This is a genomic window from Desulfocastanea catecholica, from assembly GCF_054657295.1.
In genome coordinates, this window is the sequence record NZ_BAAHYZ010000001.1 from 74110 (window position 1) to 89879 (window position 15770).

Here is a 15770-nt window from a genome sequence, read left to right on the forward strand (position 1 = left end):
TCTCACCTAAGTTATCTGTACCGTGCAGCACCCGCCTCGGCGTTTTCCTTCAAAGCAGTTATCGTCTGCGCATAATCCTTGCTGCCGTATATCGCCGAGCCGGCAACAAAGATATTCGCCCCGGCTTCGGCAACGTCGCCGATGGTATTGACAGTTATGCCGCCGTCGATCTCAATTGCCACTGTAAGATCCAGGGCATCGATGCGTTGCCTGAGCCGGCGGATCTTGGCAAGTGTTGCAGGAATAAATGATTGACCGCCAAAGCCCGGATTGACCGACATCAGCATGACCAGATCGACCTCGGCAAGAATGTAATCGAGGGTTGCCAGCGAGGTCGCCGGATTAAGCACCACCCCGGCTTTTTTACCCAGCTGCTTTATTCTCGACACGGTACGATGCAGATGGTCACACGCCTCCACATGGACAGTAATCCAATCGGCTCCGGCAGCGGCAAAGGCGTCAACATATCTGTCGGCATCGCTGATCATCAGATGCACGTCCAGTTCTTTGCTGGTCGCCGCCCGGGCGGCCTCGACAACGAGAGGACCGATGGTAATGTTCGGCACAAAATGGCCATCCATGACATCTATGTGAATGACATCACAGCCGGCGCTGTCGACAGCGCCTATCTCTTCGCCCAGTCGACCAAAATCAGCGGACAGAATTGACGGCGCTATCTGGATTTTCCTGCTCATGTTTCTCCTTTGCAGCTATCGGTTTTTTGGCAATATTGTTAAGGAAAACCGGGCTGATCAGATGATCTTACCCGGAAATTTTTCTCACCTGGTCTCCAGGGAGCATTTCAATCAGTCCATCCAGCTCGAGCAACAACAGCAACTCACTCACCCTGGCCGGGGAGAGCCCGGATTTCTCGAGCAGAACCTCGCGTAACAGCGGGTAGGGTTCGATGCAGGCAAGTAATGATAACGCATCAGGTTCGATATCAACATGGTCTTGGTCGGCGGCAATATCTATTTGTTCGTGGCCCTTGCTGCATGACAAATCCAGTTCAATGACAATGTCTTCCACCCGCTGCACCAGTTTTGCCCCTTGCTGCAACAGCCAGTGCGTGCCTTCACTTTTACAGGAATCGACCTGTCCGGGAACGGCGAATACTTCCCGTCCAAGATCCAGGGCCATCTGCGCGGTAATGAGGGAGCCCGATCGTTTTGCCGCCTCAACGACGATAACACCCTGGCTGAGGCCGGCTATAATACGGTTTCTTGCAGGAAATCGAAAACCTTCAGGCCGGGTACCAAGGGGGTATTCGCTGACCAGGGCACCGCGTTGAGCAATCTGTCGATAAAGCGACTGGTTCTGCCGGGGGTAGACTACGTCGAGGCCGCAGCCAAGTACGGCGACGGTGGTCCCCTGCCCCGCCAAAGCACCTCGATGGGATTCGGTATCTATGCCCAGAGCCAGGCCGGAAATTACCGTCACCGCCAAGCCTGCCAGATTTCGCCCTAAATTAAAGGCGGTCCTTCGACCATAGCTGGTGGCAGCGCGGGAGCCGACAATGGCAACCGCCGGATCAACGAGAGCTTCACTTCGGCCAAGGATGTAGAGGACCGGGGGCGGGTCGACAAGCTGACGCAGCAGAGGCGGGTACCCCTCGTCCTCAAAGGAAAGGGCGACTCCTCCGAGGATTGCCAGGCCCTCCAGTTGCTGTTCACCCAGGTTGTGTCTGTTTGTTGCAGAAAAAAGCCCGGATACCTGACGCTCCCTGATCCCTTCGACCTGGCGCAGCTCTTTTTCAGAGGCACGGAAAACTGCCGCCGGGCTCTGAAAATGCTCGATGAGACGCCAATACCCGCTCAGTCCCAGGCCAGGAACGAGACTCAGATTTATCCAGTCGAGGGTTGAAGCCATCAACGCCTCCGGATTGTAGAAAAAAAACTGCCGCTGCGGCAGGAAACCGACATTGATTGCACTACCGATGCCAAAAGTATGTAGGAAACAACTGGAATGGACGGGTCAGCTCACCTGGTCAAAAAAAGCTCAGAACAGCCATTGACGCAGTGAGAAAAAAATAACCTCGCCCCACATGACCTAGAAAATATGCCTCAGTCGGTCATAAACACGCGCAGTTCTTCGACGCGGGACGGATGTTTCAGTTTCATTATGGCCTGCGCCTCAATCTGTCGAATGCGCTCTCTGGTCACCGCAAAACATTGCCCCACCTCTTCCAGGGTATGATCACAGTCGACATCTATACCATAGCGCATTTTCAAGACCTTGGCTTCACGCGGGGAAAGCGACGACATGACCTGGTTGAGACACTCTCTGAGGCTTGCCACCATGGATATTTCATCCGGTCCCAGTTTCTCTTTATCCTCGATAAAATCACCTAAAAAAGTCTCCCCGTCATCGCCGACAGGGGTGTCGAGCGAAATGGCGTCCTTGGCAATTTTCAGTGCCGATTTCACCTTGGCCACATCGGTCCCCAGCTGTTCGGCCATCTCCTCGGGCGTCGGCTCCCGATGTTCCTCGAGCATAAAATCCTTCGATACCCGCAGCAGGCGATTGATCGTTTCAATCATATGCACCGGCAGGCGGATGGTTCTTCCCTGATCGGCAATGCCCCGGGTGATAGCCTGCCTGATCCACCATGTGGCATAGGTACTGAATTTGTACCCTCGATGATGATCAAATTTTTCAACGGCCTTCATCAGGCCAATATTGCCTTCCTGGATCAGGTCGGAAAACTGCAGGCCACGATTGACAAATTTTTTCGATACGGAAATAACCAGGCGAAGATTCGCCCGCACCAGCCCCTCCTTGCCAAGTTTATACTGTTCCCAGCCGGTATCCACTTCCTGAAGAATAAGTCGCAACTGTCGCTCATCAACACCCGATTCTTCGAGCATTTGTCGATTCACCTGCTGGGCAATTATCTCCGGCGCCACCTCGACGGCAGAGCCGGCAGCCTTGACGACATGCTCGCCCATAACCTCGACAAAAACTTTTCTAAACCGTTTGGAGAGTTCCTCGAGTCCGACGGCTATCGCCTTGATACATTCGGAACAAATGCTTTGTTCGGCAAAAAGTCCGGCAATCGCTGCACCAATTTTTTCAATTTCCGCCAGTTTGTTTTCGGCCTCGACGGTTTGAGCATTGAGCTTCAGATACTGCGCCAACAGCTCTTGCCGTTCTTTGTTGAGTTCGACAGCCCGGGCAACATGCTGCAGGAACTGCTTACTCTCTTTTTTTATGACGCTCGGCGTATTTTCTGTTATTCCGGAAATAATCTGACAGATTTTATCATTGTTGCTGTCCAGTCCTTTGACAACCTCAAGAAGTACCGGTATGGCCAGAGGGGTTTTCAGGACGACATCCTGTACCCGCCGTTTTCCCTCCTCCATCAACCTGGCCAGCTTCAACTCTTCCTCGTGGCTCAGCAGGGTAAGGGTACCCATTTCCCGGAGGTAGATGTTCATCGGATCAATATAGGTTTGCGATCTGGCAGCCTTATCCGAATCTTCCGTATGGCGCGACGCCCTGCGCCTGTCCTGTTTTCTTCGGTCAGCAAACGGACTGTTACGGCGCTCTTGCCGGCCACTTCGCCGGTCATAGTTCATATCGGAGAAATCTTCAGAAGAAACAACCTGTTCAACAGAATCTTCATTGAGGTTGTAAGAAGGGGAATCTTTGTCCATGCCATAGTCCATCATTGCCTCATCAGTATCTCTGCTCATTTCGTCTTCACTCCCTGCCGTGTCACGCACCGCTCCTTGTATCAAAATATGGCATACCCGCTACAAGGGTTTATATGCGCATCAGCTTTGTTTAACTATCTGCCAATTATTCTGATATTACAACCACTAACATTTCAGACACATTCTCCAATCAAACGAAACCGACGAATTTGTCAAGAAAATTCATCAATCACACGGTGAATTCATCATCACCGCCATATTAAATCGTTGGAAAGCGGATCAAATCTGCTCCCCGTGGAGTTTTCTGGTAATGGCGATTTTCTGCACCATAAGCTCCTGCAACAGTCCAAAATCACCATCCTGCTGCGCGCGCTGCATTCGCACCATCAATTCCTCGGAACTCTTTTTCAGATGGTATTTTTCGAGATAGTCAAACAGATCGGAAAATTCGGCCTGAGAACCATCTTCGTCCCTCGCCTCGGTGCAATTCGCCGCCCGCACCAGGAGATCGGCAACCAGAGTTCGTTCGACACCTTCCGACAGGACAGTCAACAGCTCTTCCGGTTCCGCATCCGGATTTTTGGCCAGCAAACCCTTGAGCTGCAGAAACAGAATCTCGCCGACTCCCCCGGCAAGACATTCCCGTATACCGCCTTCCTCCAGGCGAGTAAAGAATTTCGGCTGGAGAACCATGAACTCCACCAGTTGCCTCTGCGACATTGACAGAGGAGTGATTCGTTCCACTCTGCCCTTCGGCACAGGCGGGGTTGGGGAAACCGGGTGACTGTCCGGTGAGAAATCGAGATGCCCATTGAGCTGTTCCATGGGCATACCGAGTTTTTCGGCAAAATGGGCGACGAAGACCGAACGCTGCAAGGGAGAAACCGCCGCCTTGATCAGTGGCTGCAGCTCCTCGACAATCCGGCGTTTTCCATCGAGGGTCAGGCCATATTCCTCAATCAATCGTTTGAGATAAAACTCAGGCAATGACTCCGCCTGCAGAAGGAGCTGCTGTAATTCGGCCAGCCCCTTTTGCCGAATAAAGGTATCCGGATCATGCCCGTCAGGCAGCAGTGCCACCCGGCCGGCAAGCTGTTCGGCCAGGAAAAAGGGCACCGCTCGCGCAGCGGCCTTGGCGCCTGCCGCATCACCGTCAAAGAGAAGCGTCACCCGTTCGGTAAACCGTTTGAGCAGCCTGAGCTGTTCCCGGGTCAAGGCCGTGCCCAGAGGGGCCACGACATTCGTGCATCCGCCGGCGACAAGAGAGATAAGATCGAAATTGCCTTCGACCAGAACCGCTTCATTCTTTTGCCGGATATCTTCTTTTTGCTGGTACAGTCCAAGCAGCAGTTTGCTTTTATTGAAGACCGGGCTCTCCGGCGAATTGAGATATTTCGGTTGTCCCTCACCGACAATTCTGCCGCCAAAACCACAGACGCGGCCGCTTATATCGGAGATGGGGAAGACAATACGGTCACGAAAGCGATCATAGGTGCCGCCTTTTTCCTTTTCCACGAGCAGTCCAGCCTCTATCGCCGCCGGTAATTCAGCACCGGTACATTGTCCTCCGAGATAATTCCATCCTTCGACCTCCACTGCCGGCGCATAGCCAATGCGAAATTTTGCCAGGATATCCCCGGTCACACCTCTTTTGTGCAGATAAGCCGTTGCGGCTTTCGCCCCGGTCGACTCGCGCAGATAGTGACTATAAAGCGTTGCCGCTTTTTCATTCACCGCAAAAAGCAGCTGTCTTTTTTGCGCGAGTATTTCTTCTTCTTGAGAACGTCGGCGTTCCGGCAACTCAATGTGATACCTGTTTGCCAGTGTCTTTACCGCTTCGGGAAAATCAAGGTTATGGTATTTCATCATAAAATTAAAGACATCACCCGATTCGCCGCAACCAAAACAATGAAAGAACTGCTGTCCGCCGTGCACGGAAAAAGAGGGGGTCTTTTCGCCATGGAAAGGACACAGGCCAAGGAATCGTGTGCCACTCTTTTTCAAATCGACACACTCGCCGATAATCTGGACGATATCGGCCTGTTCTTTTATCCGTGCCGTAATGGCATCCCGTGACTCACCAGTAACCATATTCCATCCCAGCCCCTTTGCTACAGGGACTCTGCTCCATATATTTCCCGCTGAAAATGCGTGTGTTGTAAAAGAGTCGGCCAAGACAATAAAAAGAGAGGTGCTTCTTCTTAGCTTCCATACTATACTACGCATTCTCATGGGCCGCCATTGGTTTACCCGTGGCCCGGTTACCTGGGTTCGCTCACCTTTCCAACTCTGCAAGGCGGCATGGCATGGAAGATTTTACCAAAGCACTGACGTTTGAGATTAAAAAAGATATCGCCGATCGTTACTTTGGTTTTCGTAAACGGCTTGAAATAGAATCGAACGACTACCTGGAAAAACTGCAGACTGCAGGCAAGGAAAAAACTGCCGAAATTATTGCCGAGGTAGAACGGATGCACTGCCTTCTGAGAAAAGACGACCTGTTTCGATCCTTTATTGATCTCACCGGCCTGCCTGACACATTAACGTCCACAATGGCCTGTTCCATGGCCTGCAGCACTGTCAATCCACTATGTCCTTCGCAGTGGCAGATGCTCTTTGCCGGCCTGAAAGGTAAAGGCTTAACCCGCAGAAGACGATATCGGAATCTCGTCTACACTATCTATTCTTCACTCGCCGACAAGATCGCTGCTTACCGGGATATTGTTATCCAACTTGAAGAAGAGCATGAGGAGATCTGCAGAGAAATTGACAGCTTTTATCGGAAAAATGATCTTTCAGGTATCCTCAATTTTCTTCGCGAAATCGACAATCCAGGTGGTTTCCATAGCGGAATCCTCCAGGCGGACAGAGCGACCCTCGCCGGTCGGGATATGGATCAGGAGCTGCGCATACAACCGCCGCCCCCTGTCACCAGCAGGATGCATTCCCTGGTTCAACCACCACCCTTACAGCAAGCAAAGGCTACCCTGGACGGATTACTCGAACAGGCCTTTCCTCTTTTTGACCATTCCGAACCGAGGAGACGTCCGTTTTAAACGGTATCTCCCCCCGGCCGGGAACCGACATACCCTACATAGAAATATATGTTGATAGTTAAAGAGGATAAACGACATATAAGGCGTAAATCCAGACATAATATATATGCGATGAATTTTAATATTTGGTTATAAGTATTGCAATTCAAGTCCCTGCACTTATATACTTTTCAATTATACTCCAATTTCAACAGACCAGCCGTCATGCTCTCGTCAGTTATAATCGAAAGAGCAGACGATTTGACACCTTATGACAGAGAAAAACTACCTAACGGCCTCGGACCTCAGCAAAAGCGATACCATCAGGCGGCTGATCGAGGAGAAGACAGCCCATGTCCTTTGTTTTTTCCCCGGTACCCTGCCTGCAGCAGGAGAACTGCAGAGCTGCGTGCTTGTCGTTACCGGCGGCGGCCCGGAGCACATCCTCTCTCTTCTAGAAGACGATTATCTGCCTGAATATACCCCGATTCTTTATCTCGGTGAGGGCGATTGCATCCCGGAGGTCATAGAAAATTTTGGCGCAACCAGAGTAATAGATTATCTTCCTCTTCCTTCTGCCATATCAATTTTCCTGCACAGAATAGCCCTTCTCTCGCAAGTGCAAAAGATCAGTGCCGAACACTATGCGCACAGGACGACCCTCAGTCGGCAACTCAATCTTCTCACCACCCGTGACGGCCTGACCGGATTGTTCAACCGGCGCCACTTTACCAACCGCCTGACGCAGATTCTAAGAATTGCCCAGGCGGAACACCGCGACCTGTCATTGCTGCTTTTAAACATAGATTATTTCAATTCCATCAACAAGACCTCGGGACTGGAATTCGGCGACGCCATTCTCAATGAACTCGCTGCGCGACTCACCCTGACGATCGACAAAGAGGCCACCTGCTACCGATTCTGCGGCGAAGATTTTGTCGTTTTGCTGCCGGGGGCAGACCTGCAGCAGGCCTGCAGAACAGCCGAAAAAATACGCAAGGCCTGTGCGGAAAAACCATTTACCGATGGAAAGACCACTACATCCCTGACCGTCTCGGTCGGCATTGCCTCTTTGCAGGATCATCTGCCGGACAATGACAACGCCTTTATCTGCATGGCCGAGACAGCACTGTTTACCGCCAAAGCCGAAGGCAGAAACAGGCTGCAGGTGTACACCCCGCACCATGATCCACAAGAAATCTCCCTGGAAAATTCTCTCGCCTGTTTGCGGGAAAATCTGCAGCGCATTTTTGAAAAGACAAAAACCTCGGCCCTTGCCTCTTTGCAGCTGCTGGCCAATAATATTGCCGGTTCGGCACACCAGTCGCATATCGACAAAGTTTCTCACTACGTCGCCTTGCTTGGCCAGCAACTCGGTTTGCCGGAACAACATACCCGGACCTTTCAAAATTCGATCACTCTCTACAACAGCTTCCGTTTCCTTCTGCACCATGACCTCCTGTCCAAACCGGAACGATTGACCCGCAAGGAACAGAAAATTATCGAGGATTTGCCGTTTAAGTTAGACGAACTGACCGATATGTTTGACTATTTTACCGAAGAACGAAATGTTCTGCTTGGCCACAATGAACGATACGACGGCACAGGCTATCCCTTAGGTCTGAAAGGCGAGGAAATTTCTCTTGGATCACGGATTTTCAATATTGTCGACTCGCTGGCAGCGATGAACTCCGAACGCCCCTATCGGAGAAAACTTACGCCGACGGAGATTATCGAGGAGTTGAAAAAAGAGGCGGGCAAACAGTTTGATCCCTATCTTGTGCTGCAGATCCTGGCGGTAATCAAGAAGAACACCCTGTTGCAATTAGATGCCGATTTTCTCGATCAAACCCAGCAGGACCTTGTCAACATTTTTCCCAATTTGATATCATGACACATCCATATCTTAGCGCCATAAACAGCCAGATAGAATCCCTCCCCGCCTTGCCGGCAATTGTTGCAGAGGTTATGGTCGTCACAGCCAATCCGGAGAGCAGCGCCAACGAACTTATGCGGGTCATTCTGCCGGATCAGACGATGTGCAGCACCATCTTAAAAGTTGCTAATTCAGCTTTTTTTGGCATTCCGCGTGGAGTGAGCACCATGGAACGGGCAGTGGTTGTGCTGGGCTTTGAAGAGATCAGAAACATTGTCATCGGCAAAGCCATTTTCTCTTCCTTTCCAAAGCTCAGTAAAGAAAACCGAAACACTATCAGTCTCTTCTGGGAACACGCCTTCACCTGCGGACTGGCCGCAAAAATTATCGGCGAACACCTGCATCTCCCGCCCAGTGAACTGTTCATCTCCGGACTTATTCACGATATTGGCAAGCTGGCCATGCTCATGGCTTTCCCAAACGATTATCCGATCCTGCGGGAACTGTCCAATCCAGGCAATGCCGATGATTTAGTCGAAGAAAACACCAAATTTGCCACCAGCCACGACATGGTCGGGCTGCAGCTCGCCAAAAAATGGCTCCTGCCGGAAAAACTGGCCATGGCCATCGGCTATCACCACTCTCCAGAAAAGGCGCCACATTTTAAGGAATATCCTCTCATCGTCCAGGTAGCCGATATCCTGTCTCTCATGTACTGCCATTCGGATTGTATCGAAAGTTGTGACGTGGAGAAAATTTTTGTCGATTTCCTCCCGGAGACCTCAGCCCTCTGGCAGGAGAACAACCTCACCTGGAGGACGGAAAATTTTGGCCACTGGTTTGATCTTTTGCAGCTACAACGGGAAAAAAATCAGGAAATACTCAGTGCCTTCTCATCATAACCCTGGTAAACGGGAAATTTTCCGCTCGCGGATTCTTTATGCAGACAAGGCCGCCTGTGCGCAGATATCGGCGAACGGTTCAGGCTCCAGGCTCGACGAGCCGACAAAAACACCTGAAAGCGCGGAGAGCTGCAGATAACCCTGCACATTGCCGGGAAAAATCGCGCCGCCATAGACAACCGGATAGGCGGGAAACATCTGCCGGAGCTGCAGGACCGTTTCCGCCACCTTTTCCGGTGATTCGGGGATATTGAAATTCAGGGCATCAACGGGAGTATAAGCGACCAGCAGGTGGTCACACTCGACATCGGCAAGAGCCGCGAGCTGGGCATGGGCGTTGGAACTATCGACACAGACTATGGGCCCAAGGCCGCTGTCGGCAGCCTCGGTCACCTTATTCACCACATCCTGACTGGTTTCATGAAAATACCGGCGACGCTCGGAATGACCGATGATCGCGTAAGCGGCGAGTTTTTTCACCAGATCCGCGGCTACCGCGCCGGTGTAACTGCCTTTGGGAAAGGGTGAAATGTCCTGGGCAGCGAGGAAAACATTGTCGAGTGCCAGTCCTTTGAGATGCAGCGCAATGCTTTCCAGGCTGACCATGGACGGCGCAACGATGACCTGGACACCCGGCTGCGGCCGATAGATGGCGGCAAATCTGTCAAACCACCGACGTCCTTCATCACTTGATTTATGGCTCTTCCAGTTACCGATGACATAGCGTACCATATTTTTTCTCCCTCCAGCCGGAACCGACCGGTGCTGAATTACCGATAAACAGTACGAAGATCAAATTATTTTTGACATTCCTGCAATGTTTTTTCAATCACCGCGCGGACTTCCGCTTCAGGCAAGGCTTTGATGGCAAGCAGTTTTTTCCTGGACAGGGTACCGGTTTTTACCGTCACATGCCGCACGGCAATGCCCAGAATTCCGGCCATAAGCTTCACCACTTCTTTATTGGCTCTGCCCTCGACCGGAGGAGCGGCCACGGCAACCTTCAGGCAACCGTCATGCAGACCGACGACTCTGCTCTTAGACGCCTTCGGCTGGACGTGCAGGCTGAGCAATACCGTGCCGTCGGATAAAGTCGAGACATAGGACATATCAGGCGCAACTTCTCTGACGGCCGAGCGGAAACACGTCAGGTGGGATCCATGTTGATCCGGTCGATATCAACCTGCTCAACACTTTCATCGTCCGGCAGCTGGATACTTTGAAAAAGATCGGCAAGATCATCCTTTTTGTCGTTGTTCGCCGTAACCGAAGGGGTATCGAGGGCCTCAAGCGCTTCAAGATAGGTATACAGGGTCGTCTCCAGATCTTTGCGTACCTTGATTTTCTGCTGGTGCAATTCTTCTATTTCCAGCGGCAGCCGGGCGAGTTCCGCCTCCGCCTCCATGCGGAATCTGTCAATTTCCGCCCGAGCCTCGTCCATGATTTTCTCGGCATCCTCCTGGCTGTTCCGGCGCAGCTCGTCGGCAAATTTCTGCGCGGTAAGGATGGTGGTTTTAAAATCCATCCCTTCCTGTTTCAGCTCCCTGTTCTGTTCCTCGAGCAGCTCGATGCGGCCGCGAAGTTTTTCAATCTCTATCTGATCCTGGAGCCCTGCCCCCGGCCCGGCGGCAAGTTGTGTCTCCATTGCTGCTATTTTTTCACGATACGCCGCATTCTGCTCTTCCAGATCGGCAAGCGATGCCGATACGGCTGTCAGTTTTTCAGTCAGCTCGGCTATTTCCTGGTCTTTCTGTTTATAGCCGTCCTGAATTTCTTCTTGAATGCCCTCGACGTTCTCTTGACTTATCTTCACTTCAGCGGCAAGACTATCCCTGCTTCTCTGCAAAGCTTCCTGTTCGGCAAGAAGAGATTCGATTTCTTCCGCCTGCAGACGATTCTGCTCGGTCAATTCAAAGAAATCTTCAGCGAGCAGTTCCAGGTAGGCTCTTACCTCGATCGGTTCATAGCCTCTGAACTTCGTCTGGAATTCCTGGTCCTTAATAGATTGCGGTGTCAGCATGTCCAGCTCCCTAGTGAAATATAATAGTGGTCATGGCAGGAAAGATCCGTATGTCAAATTCCCATGGCAATTTGCTTCAAGGTCTGGACCACAAAACTCTGCAGAAACATTATGCCGATGATGAGGATCATTGGCGAAAAATCTATTCCGCCAAAGCTTATCGGTAAATATCGGCGAATACGGCTCAGTACCGGTTCCGTTGCCTCGTACAAAAACCTAACGATCGGGTTGTGCGGATCGGCATTCACCCATGAGATCACCGCCCGCCCGATAATGATCCACATATAGGCGGTCAGGACAAAATCGAGCAGCTGGGCAATCGCCATCATAAAATTATTTACCACAAACATACGCCTCTCCTTTTCTCATTTTCTCATTTTCTGTCAGGCAACTTTACTGCCTGGGGCGACCGGAGCACTCACCGCGGAAAGAACCAGCCGTTCCTGTCCATTTTCTTCTGTTCTGGCAGCTAAAACCATGCCCTGGGAGCTGACGCCCATTATTTTGACCGGCTGCAGATTGGCGACAATAAGCACCTGTTTGCCGATCAGTTCCTCAGCCGTATAATACTCGGCTATGCCGGCGACAATTGTCCTTTCTTCCGGAGCATGCACCGTCAGTTTCAGTAACTTTTTTGATTTTTTGATCGGCTCGACGCCGACAATCTCCGCCACGCGCAGATCAAGCTGCTGGAAATGCTCGTAGGGCAGCAGATTGAGCAGCAGCTTCTCTCCGGCTACCGCCAGCGGTTCATTTTTTTCCTTCTTCAGGTGGGCAGCGGCATCTTTAGCGGCATCCTTTTTTACCTCTTTGCCGCCGTCATCCAGACGTGGAAAAAGGTTATCGATCGCCTGCAGTTCGGTACCGGGAGAAAGCATATTCCACTGGCCGCCCTGCTCCAGCGAACATATCCGTTCATCATCTGCGGCCAGGCCGAGACTGGTGGCCATCCTGCCGGCAGCGCCGGGCATCACCGGCTGCAACACCAGCGTGAGCAGGCGCAGACACTCAAGGATGTTATACAGAACAGTATCCAGTCTTGCCGCATTCTGCGGGTCCTTGGCCAGGGTCCACGGTTCATTGGTGACGATATATCTGTTGGCCATACCGACAAATTCCCAGACAGCCTGCAGACCGCGATGAAAAAGAAACTCGGCCATCAGCTGCCGGTAGTCCCGGAGCATAGTCTCTGCACCAGCGACCAGTTCCCGGTCCGTCTCGGTGAATTGTGCCGGTGCCGGGACCTTTCCCTGTCGATATTTGCGCACCATGGCCGTTGCCCGGCTGAACAGGTTGCCCAGATCATTGGCCAGATCGGCATTCTGCCGGGCGACAATTGCCTCGGAGCTGAATGACGAGTCCAGGCCAAAAGACATCTCTCGCAGGACAAAATATCGTATGGTATCCACGCCATATTCCTGCACCAACTCCTTTGGCCGGACGACGTTGCCGATACTCTTGGACATTTTCGTGTCATCGATATTCCAGTAGCCGTGCACATGCAGCTTCTTATACAGCGGCACGCCCATCGCCAGCAACATGGTCGGCCAGTAGATAGCATGGGGTTTGAGAATATCCTTGGCAATGACATGTTCCGCCACCGACCAAAACTCGGTAAACTGCGGACCGTCCGGATAGCCTATGCCGGTGAGATAGTTGATCAAGGCATCAAACCATACATAGGTGACGAATTTTTCATCAAAGGGCAGCTCGATGCCCCAGGTAAGCCGGGACTTCGGCCGGGAAATACACAGATCTTCCAGCGGCTCACTCAAAAACGACAGGACTTCATTGCGGTATCGTTCCGGGGTAATAAATTCCGGATGGGTATGGATATGATCGATGAGCTGCTGCTGATAGCGGGACATGCGAAAAAAATAGTTCTGTTCGGCAATTTCCTCGGGCGGTTTCTGGTGATCAGGGCAGTTGCCGTCGACCAGCTCCTTGTCGGTAAGATAGCGCTCACAGCCCTGGCAGTAGAGACCGGTATACTCATCAAAATAGATATCACCGCTGTCGTAGACCTGCTGGAGAATCCTCTGCACCACCGCGATATGCCGAGCGTCCGTCGTTCGAATGAAATGATCCGGTTCTACCTGCAGCAGTGGCCAGGTATCGCGAAAGAGAGCGCTTATCCTGTCAACATAGTCCTGTGGCGGGACATGGTCATTTTCCGCCGCCTTGACAATCTTATCCCCGTGCTCGTCGGTGCCGGTCTGGAAGCGCACCTTCTCGCCACACAGCCGCCTGAAGCGACTGTAGGTATCGGCAACTATTGTCGTATAGGCATGCCCGAGATGGGGCTGGGCATTCACATAATATATCGGTGTGGTAATATAGGTTGTCATATTAACTACTTCCCTCTTTTCTTTTCTCTTTTCTTCTCGGGATTGTCTTTTTTTAAAGGTTGCGACAACTCCCACTGGTCTTTTTTCAGCACGACATCGTCGCCGGCGCTGTTTTCGGCAATGACCGCATCCTGCAGCGGCATCTGTCGTTTAACCAGATACTGTTCGCCATCGACCTTGATCTTTTTGCCCGCCTTGGGCATGTTCTTGCGTTGTTTTTTATAGGTTTCGTACTCATAGGTCAAACAGCAGAGCAGACGATTGCACACCCCGGATATTTTCGTCGGATTGAGCGGCAGATCCTGCTCCTTGGCCATTTTAATGGACACCGATTCAAAATTTTTAATATACGAGGAGCAGCACAGCTCACGCCCGCAGGTGCCGATACCACCGATCATTTTCGTTTCATGCCGCACCCCGACCTGACGCATTTCCACTCTGGTGCGAAACTCCTGGACGAGGTCTTTTACCAGCATCCTGAAATCGACCCTGCTGTCGGCGGTAAAATAAAAAATCATTTTGCTGCCGTTGAAAAAACGTTCCACCCTGACGAGATGCATGCCAAGACTATGTTTTTCTATCAAGGAACGGCACACCTTAAAAGCAACTTCTTCCGTTTCCGCCAGGTTGACGAATTTTTCCAGCTCAACTCCCTGGGCCACCCGTTCAATTTCATAATTTGCCTGCCCCTTCGGTCCGTGGCATCCGCATATCGGCGAATAGCCGGCTATACGCGCAGGCTCAAGACCATGATCCGTCTTGACCATCACCACGGTGCCGACGATAAGCCCGGGAAAGGGGCCGGCACCGGTAAACTGCTGCCCGCCCTGGCGAAACTGAAACCTATAATATATCGGTTCGTGCACCGGTTCCGGCACAGCCGCTTCATCGACAAAAATTTCGTTTTCACTGCCTGACATAGAGCATATATCCTTTAGTGCTTCAGCTCGTTATAGCACTGCAACTTGAACAAAAGAACCTCACAGACGAGGTTTCGATTACAGTTACGGGCAAGTTCTTTCTCTGCCCGGTCAATAGCCTGTAATTTAACAAAAAGTTCACTGGAATCCCAAACCTTTCCGGAAATGTTCCCATTCCTGGCCTCGGCCCCGTCTTCGGCGCCCGCCAAAAGAAGATCCCTCAACCAGATTTTAAGCAGCCCCAGAAGAGATGGAAGGTCTTCTTTCAGACTTGCCATATTTTCCGCTAATTGCAAGAGTTCTCCTACATCGCGATCGGGATCTATCGCTTTATTCGATAAAAACGACACCAGTTTTCGCCACAGACCGATCATTTCCGTTTGGTGAAACAGCAGGGCCTTGCCTGGACTCCCCTCGGAAAGCCGCGCCAGAAGCCGGGCAGCTTCGCGTTCAACCCCCTGCTGCACAAGGATGGTCACCGTATCATCAACACTCAATCGGCTAAACGGGACAACCTGGCACCTTGAGATCAGGGTCGCCAGAATCTCCTGAGAAGTTTCGGCGGTCAGGATAAGCAGGTTGTTTTCCGGCGGTTCTTCCAGGGTCTTCAGCAGACTGTTGGCCGCCTCACGGCGCATGGTCTGGACATCCTCGAGCACCACGACGCGCATCGCCGATTCATAGGGCGGATAGCTGAGTTCCCTCGTCAGTCGCCGGATCTGATCAATTTTGATCACCCCTTTTTCCGGACTGACCACCTGAAAGTCAGGGTGAGTCATCGAACGAAATTTTTTACAGGAGGAACAGACGCCGCAGGCCCCGATCCGTTCTTTATCCCGACAGTTGACCGCAGCGGCAACGCCCCTGGCAAACAGCCTTTTGCCGACCCCTTCCGGCCCCTTAAAGATATAGGCATGCGGCACTCGACCGGCGGCAAGAGAGCGGCTGAGCATCCGCTTGGCTTTATCCTGGCCAAGGAGCTGGGTGAAACAGAGAAAAGGAGGAGCCGTCAT

At 51.9% G+C, this 15770-nt stretch carries 14 protein-coding genes; 3 read left to right on the top strand and 11 right to left on the bottom strand.

The features are described 5' to 3' along the window. Window positions 1-11: 11 nt before the first annotated feature. The 4 genes from rpe to dnaG all read right to left on the bottom strand — a co-directional run bounded on the left by rpe (window position 12) and on the right by dnaG (window position 5747). A complete protein-coding gene (gene rpe, locus ACYQ8U_RS00335; RefSeq protein WP_459943508.1) occupies window positions 12-695 on the bottom strand; it encodes a ribulose-phosphate 3-epimerase in 684 nt (227 codons plus the stop codon). A gap of 67 nt (window positions 696-762) precedes the next feature. Continuing rightward, a complete protein-coding gene (gene dprA, locus ACYQ8U_RS00340; RefSeq protein ID WP_459943509.1) occupies window positions 763-1869 on the bottom strand; it encodes a DNA-processing protein DprA in 1107 nt (368 codons plus the stop codon). Window positions 1870-2063: 194 nt separating this feature from the next. Continuing rightward, on the bottom strand, window positions 2064-3695 hold the full coding sequence (locus ACYQ8U_RS00345) for a sigma-70 family RNA polymerase sigma factor (RefSeq protein WP_459943510.1): 1632 nt from the start codon (window positions 3693-3695) through the stop codon (window positions 2064-2066). A 240-nt stretch (window positions 3696-3935) separates the two neighbouring features. Then, a complete protein-coding gene (dnaG, locus tag ACYQ8U_RS00350) occupies window positions 3936-5747 on the bottom strand; it encodes a DNA primase (protein ID WP_459943511.1) in 1812 nt (603 codons plus the stop codon). A gap of 215 nt (window positions 5748-5962) precedes the next feature. Between dnaG and ACYQ8U_RS00355 the strand changes: the two genes are divergently transcribed. From ACYQ8U_RS00355 to ACYQ8U_RS00365, 3 genes are all read left to right on the top strand, one after another. Beyond that, on the top strand, window positions 5963-6712 hold the full coding sequence (locus ACYQ8U_RS00355; protein WP_459943512.1) for a hypothetical protein: 750 nt from the start codon (window positions 5963-5965) through the stop codon (window positions 6710-6712). A 250-nt stretch (window positions 6713-6962) separates the two neighbouring features. Continuing rightward, window positions 6963-8585, top strand: coding sequence for a bifunctional diguanylate cyclase/phosphohydrolase (locus ACYQ8U_RS00360; RefSeq protein ID WP_459943513.1), 1623 nt, complete (start codon window positions 6963-6965; stop codon window positions 8583-8585). Next, window positions 8582-9469, top strand: a complete 888-nt coding sequence (locus tag ACYQ8U_RS00365; protein ID WP_459943514.1) for an HDOD domain-containing protein — start codon at window positions 8582-8584, stop codon at window positions 9467-9469. The genes ACYQ8U_RS00360 and ACYQ8U_RS00365 overlap by 4 nt, the downstream gene beginning before the upstream one ends. 36 nt (window positions 9470-9505) lie before the next feature. Here ACYQ8U_RS00365 and ACYQ8U_RS00370 read toward each other — a convergent pair whose 3' ends face one another. From ACYQ8U_RS00370 to holB, 7 genes are all read right to left on the bottom strand, one after another. Further along, complete coding sequence (locus ACYQ8U_RS00370; protein ID WP_459943515.1) at window positions 9506-10201, bottom strand: triose-phosphate isomerase; 696 nt, start codon at window positions 10199-10201, stop codon at window positions 9506-9508. 65 nt (window positions 10202-10266) lie between these two features. Then, a complete protein-coding gene (locus ACYQ8U_RS00375) occupies window positions 10267-10578 on the bottom strand; it encodes a DUF167 domain-containing protein (RefSeq protein WP_459943516.1) in 312 nt (103 codons plus the stop codon). 38 nt (window positions 10579-10616) lie between these two features. Then, complete coding sequence (locus tag ACYQ8U_RS00380) at window positions 10617-11489, bottom strand: DivIVA domain-containing protein (protein ID WP_459943517.1); 873 nt, start codon at window positions 11487-11489, stop codon at window positions 10617-10619. Window positions 11490-11542: 53 nt separating this feature from the next. Then, window positions 11543-11839, bottom strand: a complete 297-nt coding sequence (locus tag ACYQ8U_RS00385) for a YggT family protein (protein WP_459943518.1) — start codon at window positions 11837-11839, stop codon at window positions 11543-11545. Window positions 11840-11872: 33 nt separating this feature from the next. Beyond that, entirely contained in the window at window positions 11873-13837 is a 1965-nt protein-coding gene (gene metG / locus ACYQ8U_RS00390) for a methionine--tRNA ligase (RefSeq protein ID WP_459943519.1), read from the bottom strand. A gap of 5 nt (window positions 13838-13842) precedes the next feature. After that, on the bottom strand, window positions 13843-14757 hold the full coding sequence (locus ACYQ8U_RS00395) for a PSP1 domain-containing protein (protein ID WP_459943520.1): 915 nt from the start codon (window positions 14755-14757) through the stop codon (window positions 13843-13845). Between the two features lie 14 nt (window positions 14758-14771). Then, window positions 14772-15770 (bottom strand): DNA polymerase III subunit delta', encoded by a 999-nt coding sequence (gene holB / locus ACYQ8U_RS00400; RefSeq protein ID WP_459943521.1) that lies wholly within the window; start codon window positions 15768-15770, stop codon window positions 14772-14774.

What these genes read in the sequence shown, in the direction of transcription:
- rpe (WP_459943508.1), bottom strand. Translation starts at nt 695, where the DNA reads ATGAGCAGGAAAATCCAGATAGCGCCGTCAATTCTGTCCGCTGATTTT.
- dprA (WP_459943509.1), bottom strand. Translation starts at nt 1,869, where the DNA reads ATGGCTTCAACCCTCGACTGGATAAATCTGAGTCTCGTTCCTGGCCTG.
- ACYQ8U_RS00345 (WP_459943510.1), bottom strand. Translation starts at nt 3,695, where the DNA reads ATGAGCAGAGATACTGATGAGGCAATGATGGACTATGGCATGGACAAA.
- dnaG (WP_459943511.1), bottom strand. Translation starts at nt 5,747, where the DNA reads ATGGTTACTGGTGAGTCACGGGATGCCATTACGGCACGGATAAAAGAA.
- ACYQ8U_RS00355 (WP_459943512.1), top strand. Translation starts at nt 5,963, where the DNA reads ATGGAAGATTTTACCAAAGCACTGACGTTTGAGATTAAAAAAGATATC.
- ACYQ8U_RS00360 (WP_459943513.1), top strand. Translation starts at nt 6,963, where the DNA reads ATGACAGAGAAAAACTACCTAACGGCCTCGGACCTCAGCAAAAGCGAT.
- ACYQ8U_RS00365 (WP_459943514.1), top strand. Translation starts at nt 8,582, where the DNA reads ATGACACATCCATATCTTAGCGCCATAAACAGCCAGATAGAATCCCTC.
- ACYQ8U_RS00370 (WP_459943515.1), bottom strand. Translation starts at nt 10,201, where the DNA reads ATGGTACGCTATGTCATCGGTAACTGGAAGAGCCATAAATCAAGTGAT.
- ACYQ8U_RS00375 (WP_459943516.1), bottom strand. Translation starts at nt 10,578, where the DNA reads ATGTCCTATGTCTCGACTTTATCCGACGGCACGGTATTGCTCAGCCTG.
- ACYQ8U_RS00380 (WP_459943517.1), bottom strand. Translation starts at nt 11,489, where the DNA reads ATGCTGACACCGCAATCTATTAAGGACCAGGAATTCCAGACGAAGTTC.
- ACYQ8U_RS00385 (WP_459943518.1), bottom strand. Translation starts at nt 11,839, where the DNA reads ATGTTTGTGGTAAATAATTTTATGATGGCGATTGCCCAGCTGCTCGAT.
- metG (WP_459943519.1), bottom strand. Translation starts at nt 13,837, where the DNA reads ATGACAACCTATATTACCACACCGATATATTATGTGAATGCCCAGCCC.
- ACYQ8U_RS00395 (WP_459943520.1), bottom strand. Translation starts at nt 14,757, where the DNA reads ATGTCAGGCAGTGAAAACGAAATTTTTGTCGATGAAGCGGCTGTGCCG.
- holB (WP_459943521.1), bottom strand. Translation starts at nt 15,770, where the DNA reads ATGACGGCTCCTCCTTTTCTCTGTTTCACCCAGCTCCTTGGCCAGGAT.